This window comes from Limnospira sp. PMC 289.06, assembly GCF_032350395.1.
Lineage (GTDB): Bacteria > Cyanobacteriota > Cyanobacteriia > Cyanobacteriales > Microcoleaceae > Limnospira > Limnospira platensis.
Genome location: NZ_JARPLC010000039.1, coordinates 20108 through 31053, shown reverse-complemented (window position 1 = coordinate 31053; position 10946 = coordinate 20108). Strand labels below are relative to the sequence as shown.

Here is a 10946-nt window from a genome sequence, read left to right as displayed (position 1 = left end):
AGAGAGCGATCGCCAACAAGCCGAAGAACGCGCCCAACAGGAGGCAGAACGCGCTAACCGCCTCGCCGAAAAACTGCGGGAATTAGGCATTGACCCTGATGCTATGTAATCCCCTTTGAGGAGGAATACACCCAGAAAGTCAAGGAATCTGCTGATTGTGTTCTGGGTGTGTTTATTATCGCGCCTTAGTTATGTTCGGATCAGATGAGCGATCGCCTAATTTTCCCTAAACAAGGGGGGTTTATGGGCGTTCCCAAAAGAAACCTGCTTTCGGAAACCTCCGCGATAACTAACCTTATGATGGGGAATATACCCCATTTATTCCTCGGTATAGATATTTTGTTTTATAAAACCTCCAATTCCATTGAATTCTGAATATTTAATTCCAGTATGCCATCACTTATTTGATTCGGGACTACTCCCAGAACTTTAATCTCTTTATTCTGAAGTTCCAGCAAATTCGTACCACCAGGAACTTGATTGAGAATTTGCGAAGATACTACCACCCGATAAAGTTGATTACCTTCTGCCATCAAATTTAACCAAACTGTGTCAACAGTCGGCCGCCTCCAGCCATTGACTCGACCCCTGATCACATTCCCGCCATGAGTAACTGTTGTCGGAACTGTACCCGCCTCAGTTGCACAAAAGAAATTAACGGGATTCTTCCCAAAATCAGAACAAACTAAAATTTCTTCGGTTCTCCGGATAATTCCTCTGAAATTGGTATAATCTGATTCTGAGCCTGGGCCATAGTTGGCTTGTTTTTGAAGGCCTGGAGGGGCGTTGAACAAAACTCTTTTGATTACCTTTTTGTCTGATTCTGAAAGTTCGGGAGAGAGATATACTCCTGCACCCGGAATAGCTCGACTCAGGTGGATGATACGGATATCTGGATCGTTTTTGACTGTATCACCTAAAGCCCCCGCACCCAAATCTGCTTTTCCGGTCTTCACCATTTCCCGAATATTCTGCCCTCGGTGTCCCATATCTACGGTTAGAGTTTTGCCATACAAATCGTAAACGGGCATATAAAAACTCGATGCTGAGTTGAACCCGCCCAAGGCAATTACGGTGCTTGGTGTTATGTCATTGATAGATTGAATTGGGCTGTCCGCTCTGACGTACAATGCAGAATAATAATAAGGCGGACGTTCAGGAAACATTAAAGCGGCAAACGTATAACTGTTATCTTGGGCAGCAACAGAAATGATCGGAGACAGGGTAAAGACGACATCCCACTCTTTCTTGGCTATTCGATCCTTGGCTTCTTGGTAAGGTAGATTATGGTCACCATCGATCGCCAAGTCTACTTTTTTACCCAGAAAAAAATCAATAAAATTACTGGGGATTAACTCTTGTCGTAAATAATCTACTAGGTCGGTGTTGTACTTGGGATTGCTTAAACTGCCAATTGTTAAGGATTGGGCTTGTACTTTCGGTTTCCACAGGTAGGGAAGCGATCGCCACCCCAACCCTAGAACAACTATAGAAACAATTGTCGATAGAACCAATAGCCCACGTTTTGGTGATGTTGGTGTTGATGTGGGTTGTGGTACAGAAGCGGGAATATTATTGGGCTGCATCTGTGTATTCGTAAGAGATTTGAGCATTTCTGCGGCGCTAGAGTAGCGATCGCCAGCGCGGGTGCGAACTGCTTTATCTAACACATTGGCTAAACCGCCACTGACTTCTGGTGCATCTTGTCGCCAAAGGATTTCTGCCGTCCCCGGATCGATCGCCAAATCTTGCGGCAGCTTACCTGTTAACAAATAAATTGCCGTCAGTCCCAAACTATATAAATCACTAGAATAAACAGGTCTACCGATTGCCTGTTCAGAAGCCATAAACCCAGGAGTACCAATTACAATCGAGTTAACCGCATTTCCTTGGGTATTGAGCTGGGTACTCATGGCTTCCTTAACGGCACCAAAGTCAATCAACACTGGCTTGCCATCTTCCTGGCGCAAAATAATATTGTCCGGTTTGATGTCGCGATGGACTATTTGCTTGTCGTGTATGTATTGAAGCACTCCCAACAGACTGGTCAAAATTGCCCTCACGGCACTTTCGCTGAGTTTACCCTCCCTTTGCACCTTCGCTTCTAGTGTTTCACCCTCGATATACTCCTGCACCAAGTAAAACTTGTTCAGCTCCTCAAAGTAAGCGTACAACCGAGGAATCTGGTGATGCTCCCCCAAAGTTTGCAATGTTGCCGCTTCCTGCCGGAATCGTTCTTTCACAATATTGTTAAACTGGCGTTGAACTTGGCGCTTGAGTTGCTTGATCACATAGTTTTGCTGCAAGGGCATCTGGGTGTCTTGTGCCAGGAATACCTCGCCGAAACTACCGGTTCCCAGGGATTTTATAACTTGATAGCGACTATTTATAAGTTGATGCTGATTATTTAAGGGCGTTTGCATGATCGCTACTCTTGGCTGGGGCTGACTCGGTGAGTGGGACGGACTGGACAGAGGGAACGATCGCCTTTTAACGTCAATCATAAGTTCTGTTAATTATCCATTAAAGCCGTTCTTATGTTTCCAGACATCAGTATTTTTACTGAATTTCCTGAATACATAAGCAGGGCGCGATCGCTTGTAAATTGACAATCGGCATCACTCCTGAAATTGCAGGTTACACTTACCTATCGCCTTCGCGGATAACTTTTACGCAAATTGGGAAAAATTTTTGGGGTTAATCCTCAAACAGCCCAGAAACCCCGTTTCTCCCCTCGAGACTAACGACAACAACCCCCGATCGCCTCCACCGCTAGATGACCCAAACCAATAGATTCCAGAAGTTCCGTCCACCCGGCCGCGATATCTGCATTTCCTGGATTATCGCGACGCAATTCGGCGAGAGTGGTTAGAGTTTCGTGCCATAACCCATTCGCCGCATAGACTTCCACCCGCTGCATGGGTGTTGTTGCCACTTCTAGCTGACTGGTTAGGGTTCTTGAGGGGGCAACTCTTTCCACCATTGCTTGTACATAGTCATCCTCAGCCCGAATTCTCGGATTGCATCGATAGGAGAATTGCCACAAATATTTTTTGCCAATTTCCAGGGGGGGGAGGCTTTCCGGTAGGCGGAAACTCACAATTCCCGGTGTGTCGGTAATCCTGACCACGGTTTGGTAAACTTGGGTTTCTTGTTCATCCAAGACCACAAATTCTACCTCACGGGTCAGCTCCGAGGAATAAGGCACATAAAACCAGAATGTGGGATGTCCCGATAGGGTGTAGTTCACTTGACTGGGAATTAATGCGGTCAGAGGTTTATCCACGGCGGGACAGGAGGTGCGACTCCCAGAACCTTCGCGATCTTCTGGGGGTTGGGGGTCTGGTGCATCAAAGGCTGTGGCAACCAGGACATCGGGTAATGGCAATTGATGATTTTCCGGGCGTAATTCCCTGCTATAAGTGCCGTAAACTCGCTGTATTGGCACTATAGCGATTAGGAGAATCAAGGCGATGGATAACTGCAATTTGCCGGGTTGCGGCGGTTTTCTTAAAGGACTGGACAAGCTGCTACTCCTGGGTAGTTGGGGTTATGTTTACTTATCGCAATGGGGGGAGAAATTTACGCAAAAAAGGAGCGATCGCCAATGTCAATGCTGGGGGGAGTAGGGGAACCCAAGTGCCTTGAAGCAGTAGCAGATAGCAGAGGATATATAGAATGGCGATCGCTATGACGATGGCTGTAATCATCACGATGTCACTGTTGCCGATGTACAATGCGATCGCACTTCCGGCCATTGACCACACTACCACCCAAATCACTTCTTGCCACCAAACCCATACCCCAATCAGGGCACGACCATCAAGGGCCGCACTGAGAATATGGCTGACCATCTGTGCTTGCACCATCACTCCTGGTACTTGATCAGAGGGAGATTGTCCGGCGCGGTGGGGAGTGCTAAAAAATTTAGCGTTGACTCTACTGGTAAAACCAATCAGCACAATTCTGTTTTTGACTAGGTTAGGGTCAAAATCTCCCTGCAAAACTTGGGTTAGGGTCAGAGTTCTGGCTATGGGAAAAGAACGATAATTTAACATCACATACCATCCCCCTGTCGGTAGATTTTTGTATGCTCCGCTATGGGTATTTCCCAGGGGATTAAAAATCGCTTCGCCTAATTGTAAGGGGTTGTTTTGATTGCCTTGATTATCGGGAAAAATATTCTCAGCCGCTAGGTATTTTCGGGCTAATTGAAAGCTCAAGGAAAAACCCGTGTTACAGTCGGAGTTAGCTCTCATAAAAAATAGGTGTCGTCGCAAAATTCCATCAGGATCGACGAGGACATCATCAAATCCTAAGCGATTATTGGGGATGACATCAGGCGATCGCACAGCGGGTTCATTAGCCCGGGGGAAACTACAGATAGCAAACAAATTATCTTGCTGCTGCATTTGTGTTCGCAATTCTGCATCCCCAGGAGGGACGGGAAAATCTCGATAAATGGTTAACCCGATCGCCCTGGGTTGATGGGGTTCTAATTGCTGCAATACTTGACTAATCGTGCCATCAGAGATAGAATATTCTTGTCGTGATTGTACATCATTTCCCGTCACTTCAACGACTACAATTCGGGGGTCGGGTGGTTCGGGAGGACGCGATCGCATTAAGTGATCATAGAGTTTCAATTCCCCCCCTTGTAAAATTCCCAATTGGCGGATAATTAGAATCATTAAAGCTATCCCCCAACTGCTTAACCAAAAAGTGCGATCGCGCCCTTGGGAAAAAGCAGGTTTTATTGGGGGCTGTTGCTGTCGCCAAACTATCGGTAATTCGGCGGGATTTTGACAGATAATTGGCAACCAACTAGCACAGGGAAATTTATCTTCTAAACCCTGTAAACGTTCCCGGGCTTGTCGCACTGCCAAGTAAAAGGAATAACCCCTAGAAAAAGCCTGAATAAATCCGACTAAAAAGGCATGGGCTACCCGATCAGACACGGGTTCTCGCATCACAATAATTTGGGGAATATGTAAATCAGCCAATTCCGCAGCTAAGGATAACCCCTGGCAAGAATTAAAAATCGCTAGTTGTAAGCCACGGCTGATAGCCGTTTTTAAGGCTAATTTTAGATGAGAAATGCCGATTTTATCAGTGGCATTAATCGACAATAAACCCCCGTTACCATTTTCTTCACTCTCACTATGACCGGCAAAAAATAAAATATCCCAACCGCGATCATCCCATAAATGTTGGTCAACTTCCTGACGGGAAGGTTGAACCAAAAAAACAGTTTCCGCATCGGCAATTTCTGACAAAACTTGGCGATCCTCCGCCAGATCGAGGCCGTTATCATTGCCTAAAATAGCTAAAATTCTAATCTGTTTTCTTCGGTTTAACTTCTGCACTCGCTGATATTCTGGGGCGCTTAAAGCAATTTCGGCTTGGGGATAATCAGACAAAAAATCCCAAAAATGCCAAGGTAAACGCCGCACTAATTCATCATCAGTTTCCAGAATTAATTGGATTTCGTCATTCTGGTTGAGATGCGATCGCAATTGGCGATCAATATTTCTAAATTTCTCAGCACCCAGCCACTCATTAATAACCTGAAGATACTGCTGGCAAATATCCGAAAATTCTACCTGAGAAACATTGGTGATATCTTCCCGATCTATTTTGATGCGGGGATGCCATCCCGGACGGCGATAAAGTGCTTGATAAATCAAATTCCAACGACGATAAATCCCATCTAATTCCTGGGCGGGAGGTAACGCGCCAGTAAATTTTAGCGGACGGGGATTTTCCGGTTCCCAAAGTAGGGCGGTGACATGGGGAAAACCGGATAGCAAATTCCCATATCCTAGATTAATGACAACAATAGTTGGTTTTTTGGGACTGGTCATTAAATAGCAAAGTTCTCTATAATCATGGCATTTTCTAGGGCAACTTGAATAGAAAAGCGTTCCCCCGTTTCTCCGGTAAATCGGGGCAGTTGGATATAATTATCATGACGGCGCGATCGCACTTCTTGTAAAGTATCTGCCTGGTCTGATAGTAATGCTAACCGCAAATTCGGCGGTAAATAAATTTCTCCATTAGGGGGATAAAGTCGCACTCTGACTGCCATAGTATCAAATTCTGGTGTTAGCGCCACCAACAATACTACCATTTGACTGCCCAACTGCATTTGCAAATCAATCAATTTTCCCCTTTCTATCTCAGCTTGTCTATCTGGTGGAGAAGTGCGAAAATTATAGGCGAGATTTGGAGTGCTAAATATTGAGCCCAAATCCTGCCACGTTTCCCCAAAGATTCCTTGGCACCACTGACTAAGGTTGACCAAATTCTGCCGACGCAACCCAGATAAAGTGGTCAACAGTGTTTCTACGGGTTGCAACTGACTCAGGGGGATGTCTGGGCGATCGATGCTATGAATAAATCCCAGAATATTGGCGGCTTTTAAAGAATCTTCAATTTGCACGACTACATAGCCAATGCGATCGCCCCAAACTTCCGGGGGAATTCGGCAAATTTGCTGATTTTCGCGGATCGGACGACATTCGAGAATCCCCAATCCGGTCACCTGTAGATCTGCCACATCACTAGCCAAGCGGGCGATCGGATTCCAACTATCACCAGCATTGAGTTGGGTAGCAATTCCCATCCACTCCAAATAATTACGCACCACACAAACCGCCAGAGTGTTAAAATAAACCTGTTCAGCTTTTTGGCGATTGGGTTGTTCCCTCGCAAATTGTTGGGCGAGGCGGCGCGAATTTGTGCCGATCAACATGGGTAAGGCAGAATTTTCGGTTTGTTGGGTATGATTAGCCATAATTGTTATTGGTTGAATGACCTCTTTATAGATATCCGGCTGATTCGCCAAATTTACGCAATTGTGGCAGACATTTCCGCTGATAAAAGCTGCTGAGGGTAGAAACTGGTAAACCCAACTCTGCGGAAAGATCCTCCCAGGTAGTTTCGGGGGGTAAACGACGTAAAATCAACAGTTGACAGGTAACATCTTTTCGACCCCGGAGTTGGAGACGCTGCAATTCTCCCTCTGGGTCAGTTTCCGCCCACTTGCGGGTAGCTTGCAGGATCGGCGGGATATCTGGGAGGGCTTCAAAGGTATCCAAAAAGGTGAGGGTGTCATCATCATATAGCGGTTGTGAAGCCGAAACCATTTGTTGTTTCTGGTTTTGGTGTTTAATAGCCCTATCTTTGAGGCGCATTTTTAGGTAAACATTTAGCCAGGTGGTGATGCTACTGCGATCGCTATCATATTTATCTTTCCCGGTGGTGGCTTCACAGAGATTTAGGCAAAAATATAGCCAAGTTTGTTGCCAGACTTCCTCATAATAGGGGGTATTTTCTCGCCATAGCTTGCCTGATTTGACAATCATTCGATACAGTTGAGTTAACCCTTGCTGGCGTTTTAGGCTTCCGGGAGGGTGGCGACAAGTCTCGGTAATGAGCGATTGTAATTGGCCATTAATCATTTAAGTAAAATGCCTCTAAAAAACATTTCATCCTGTCTGTTTCTGATTGCGTTTATGACTCTGGGTAAAATTGAGTTTATCAAATTTCTTTGGTTTCCGGTAACAGGGTTGCCAGTTTTGGCACAAGAAAGGGGAGAAGATCTGGTCATTGAGGCGATTCAATTGCATGAAATCGGAGATAAACAGGTCGCTGGCGGTGAGTTGAAAGAAGCGTTGATAACCTTCGATCGCGCTTTGCATAAGGTGCGGGTGGAAGGCGATCGCCAACTAGAAGCGTTGATTTTAAATGATATCGGTGTTGTCTATCGCAATTTGGGCAATTATCCCCAGGCTGGGCATTTTTTAAACGAGGCTTTAACTATTCGCCAAAATCTTAACGACCGACAGGGAATTAGCCAAACTCTGATTAATTTGGGGGCGCTTTCTTCCTCCCAAGCTAACTATCCCCAAGCCATCAATTTTTATGAGCAAGCCTTGGCAGTTTTGCCAGCAGAAGAATCCTATGGATCGGCTGTTATTTTTAATAATATGGGGCAAATTTATCGAGCTTTAGGACAACCTCAAAAAGCCCTGATTTATTTTCAACAAGCCGGGGCGCTATTTGCACAAGAAGATGATGATTTTGCGGTGGGAATTACTCTCGCTAATATGGGGGCGGTTTATCATGCTATGGGGGACTATTCCCAAGCGTTAGAATTCTATGGGAAAGGGTTAGCGATCGCCTCGGAAATCGGAGATGCTGTCGGGGTTGGTCAAACCCTGTTAAATATGGGGGCGGCTTATGAGAAATTAGCCAACTATTCCCAATCGTTGCAATTGTACAACCAAGGATTAGAAATTATGAGGGCGATCGGTGAAGAAGATGCCCAGAGTCAAGCCTTGAATAATATCGGTTCAGTTCATCGATTAATGGGGGACTATTCCCAAGCCATAGAATTCTACGATCGCGCCTTAGAAATTCGGCGAAATTTACGGAATACAGCCGGAATTGCTGTCACCCTAAACAATAAAGGTGTCGCTTTATTTGAAGCTGGAAAAATCGCGGAAGCTACCCAAACCTTATACGCGGCAATTGACGCATTAGAATCTCTGCGACCCGGCTTGAGCGATGCCAATAAAGTCTCGATTTTTGATAAATATCGGTCTAGTTATAGTATACTACAAAAAGCATTAATTAGCGAAAATAAACCGGAAATCGCCTTAGAAATTGCCGAGAGAGGTCGCGCCCGTGCTTTCCTGGAATTAATCGCCCAACAACTATCTCCTGAAGCGGTGCAAGAATATGACCGGCAAAATAATCCGCCTATGAGGATTTCCGACATTCAAAAAGTGGCAGGACAGCAAAATGCTACCCTAGTTCAATATTCGATTATTAGTGATAATTTCGGCAACAATTCCGCTTTATTTATTTGGGTGGTGCAGCCGACGGGAAACATCACTTTTCGGGAAGTAAATTTAAGCCAATTAGAAACGTTTAGGGAGACTTTAGTGCCTTTTTTGGCGGAGGGTACGGACTCGGAAGCGGAAGGTTTATTAACGGCTTTGGTGCGGGGAACTCGCCAGGGAATCACGGAAACTCTGCCCAGCATTTCTACCCGCAATCTCAGAAATAGTCACTTGCAACAATTGCACGATTTACTGATAAAACCGATTGCCGATTTACTGCCGCAAAATCCAGAAGATAAGGTGATATTTATCCCCCACCAGGAGTTATTGTTTGTGCCGTTTCCGGCGTTAATCGATGAAAGCGATCGCTATTTAATTTTCAACCATACTATTCTAACCGCCCCAGCCATTCAGGTGTTACAATTGACTCGCCAACTGGCAGAAAACCGGAGAATTAACAGGACAAATAACCCCGCCAATGCTCTAGTAGTGGGCAATCCGGTGATGCCAAAATTGTCTATAGAACCGGGAGAAGAACCCAAGAGATTAGCTAATTTACCCGGTGCAGAAGCCGAAGCGATCGCCATCGCCTCTATGTTGAATACAGAAGCGTTAATTGGTAGTGCAGCGACGAAATCAGAGGTTTTGGAACGCATTAATTCGGCGGCGATCGTGCATTTGGCAACCCACGGGTTACTGGATGATTTTAGCGAGTCTGGGGGTGTTTTAGGGGCGATCGCACTAACTCCAAGTTATGGCGATCGGGGGTTTCTCACTTCTGAGGAAATCATGGGATTGAATTTAACAGCTTCCTTAGTGGTTTTAAGTGCTTGTAACACAGGTGGCGGCAGAATTACAGGTGATGGTATCATCGGATTATCTCGTGCCTTTATTGGTGCCGGGGCTGAAAGTGTGATTGTCTCTCTATGGCAAGCAGAGGATGCACCCACCGCCAAATTAATGCAGGAATTTTATCGACTTCTACCCCAAAAAGGCGATCGGGCTGTGGCTTTACGACAAGCCATGTTGACCACTATGGAAGAATATCCTCAACCCAAACATTGGGCAGCTTTTACCCTCATGGGCGAATCTCTCAAATAGAAATACAACCCCGTTTCTGACTCCTGGTTTGTGACCCCCCTGCCGGAAACTGTAGCGGGGGAGGTAGTTTTGGCGTGAATGAATGACCGTTACCAGACAGGGGTTGAGAAGAAAACCGGGAATGGGAGGGAAACCCTATCGCCAGGGCGCAATGCCCCACCAAGGCGATCTGCTTGTAATGGTTTATACTAATTGATAATTGTTCATCTTCACACTCGGAGTATTTATGACGGCTACACAAGTTTCTGCTCGCGAACTTTTCCGCGCTGCTTATGAAAATCGTTACACCTGGGATGCGGATTTCCCAGGCTACACTGCTGATGTCACCTACGAACATGATGGCCAGGTGATTCATGGTCGGGCGAAGGTCGGGTCGGATATGAAGGCAGAAGTGCTAGATGTTGCTGACGAGGCGGCGCAAAAGGCTATCCATGGGCAACTGTGGGAAACGGCGATCCACCGGGTACGTCGAGATTTTGAGGCGGTGCATGGAGAAAATACGTTTAGCTATGGCGAAACGGACGAAACGGGGGCGGTAGAAATCATTATCGGCGGCAAGGGGGAAGGCGATCGCTACCAACTCCGCAATAATGAGGTTTGCATGGTGCATCGTCACATTCACGGGGTGGTAGTGACGATCTACACCCACAGCAGCCACCAAACGCCGGAGGGTTATCTTTCCCACCGTTATGATTCTGTTTATCATGACCCCAAAACGGGGGCACAGAAGGGGGAAAAAAGCGATTTTGAAGATTCCTATACCCCAGTAGGCAAGTATCAAATCCTCAGTGAGCGGATTATCCACAACCCAGAAAGCGATCGGAGCGATCGCTTTACCTTCTCTAACATTCAACTGTTAAGCTAGGTTAGTTTGGTAATCTCATTTTGAACAAAGCCACCGCGTAGGGGCGGGTTCCGCCGTCAATTTTGCATCGCCACCAGGATATTAATAAACCCGCCCCACCGGACAATTGATAATTGTAGGGGCGGGTTCTG

The 10946-nt window shown here is 46.0% G+C and carries 7 protein-coding genes; 2 read left to right on the top strand and 5 right to left on the bottom strand.

Going from position 1 to position 10946, the window contains the following annotated elements; genetic code table 11:
- Positions 1 to 344 precede the first annotated feature (344 nt).
- From P5674_RS10635 to P5674_RS10615, 5 genes are all read right to left on the bottom strand, one after another.
- The gene (locus tag P5674_RS10635) at positions 345 to 2423 is read right to left on the bottom strand and encodes a protein kinase domain-containing protein (RefSeq protein ID WP_014274965.1); all 2079 of its coding nucleotides are present in this window, start codon (positions 2421 to 2423) and stop codon (positions 345 to 347) included.
- A 317-nt stretch (positions 2424 to 2740) separates the two neighbouring features.
- Positions 2741 to 3526, bottom strand: a complete 786-nt coding sequence (locus tag P5674_RS10630) for a DUF928 domain-containing protein (protein ID WP_014274964.1) — start codon at positions 3524 to 3526, stop codon at positions 2741 to 2743.
- A 34-nt stretch (positions 3527 to 3560) separates the two neighbouring features.
- Positions 3561 to 5864, bottom strand: a complete 2304-nt coding sequence (locus tag P5674_RS10625; RefSeq protein WP_014274963.1) for a CHASE2 domain-containing protein — start codon at positions 5862 to 5864, stop codon at positions 3561 to 3563.
- The gene (locus P5674_RS10620) at positions 5864 to 6796 is read right to left on the bottom strand and encodes a DUF1822 family protein (RefSeq protein ID WP_014274962.1); all 933 of its coding nucleotides are present in this window, start codon (positions 6794 to 6796) and stop codon (positions 5864 to 5866) included. Before P5674_RS10620 ends, P5674_RS10625 begins: the two co-directional genes overlap by 1 nt.
- A gap of 25 nt (positions 6797 to 6821) precedes the next feature.
- Complete coding sequence (locus tag P5674_RS10615) at positions 6822 to 7463, bottom strand: hypothetical protein (protein ID WP_014274961.1); 642 nt, start codon at positions 7461 to 7463, stop codon at positions 6822 to 6824.
- A 9-nt stretch (positions 7464 to 7472) separates the two neighbouring features.
- On the opposite strand from P5674_RS10615, the gene P5674_RS10610 reads away from it, so the two are divergent.
- Entirely contained in the window at positions 7473 to 9950 is a 2478-nt protein-coding gene (locus tag P5674_RS10610) for a CHAT domain-containing protein (RefSeq protein WP_062946072.1), read from the top strand.
- A gap of 226 nt (positions 9951 to 10176) precedes the next feature.
- Positions 10177 to 10815: a DUF3386 domain-containing protein gene (locus P5674_RS10605; RefSeq protein WP_006617228.1), complete on the top strand. Its 639-nt coding sequence runs from the start codon at positions 10177 to 10179 to the stop codon at positions 10813 to 10815.
- The last annotated feature ends 131 nt before the right edge of the window (positions 10816 to 10946 follow it).

What these genes read in the sequence shown, in the direction of transcription:
- P5674_RS10610 (WP_062946072.1), top strand. Translation starts at nt 7,473, where the DNA reads ATGCCTCTAAAAAACATTTCATCCTGTCTGTTTCTGATTGCGTTTATG.
- P5674_RS10605 (WP_006617228.1), top strand. Translation starts at nt 10,177, where the DNA reads ATGACGGCTACACAAGTTTCTGCTCGCGAACTTTTCCGCGCTGCTTAT.
- P5674_RS10625 (WP_014274963.1), bottom strand. Translation starts at nt 5,864, where the DNA reads ATGACCAGTCCCAAAAAACCAACTATTGTTGTCATTAATCTAGGATAT.
- P5674_RS10635 (WP_014274965.1), bottom strand. Translation starts at nt 2,423, where the DNA reads ATGCAAACGCCCTTAAATAATCAGCATCAACTTATAAATAGTCGCTAT.
- P5674_RS10615 (WP_014274961.1), bottom strand. Translation starts at nt 7,463, where the DNA reads ATGATTAATGGCCAATTACAATCGCTCATTACCGAGACTTGTCGCCAC.
- P5674_RS10620 (WP_014274962.1), bottom strand. Translation starts at nt 6,796, where the DNA reads ATGGCTAATCATACCCAACAAACCGAAAATTCTGCCTTACCCATGTTG.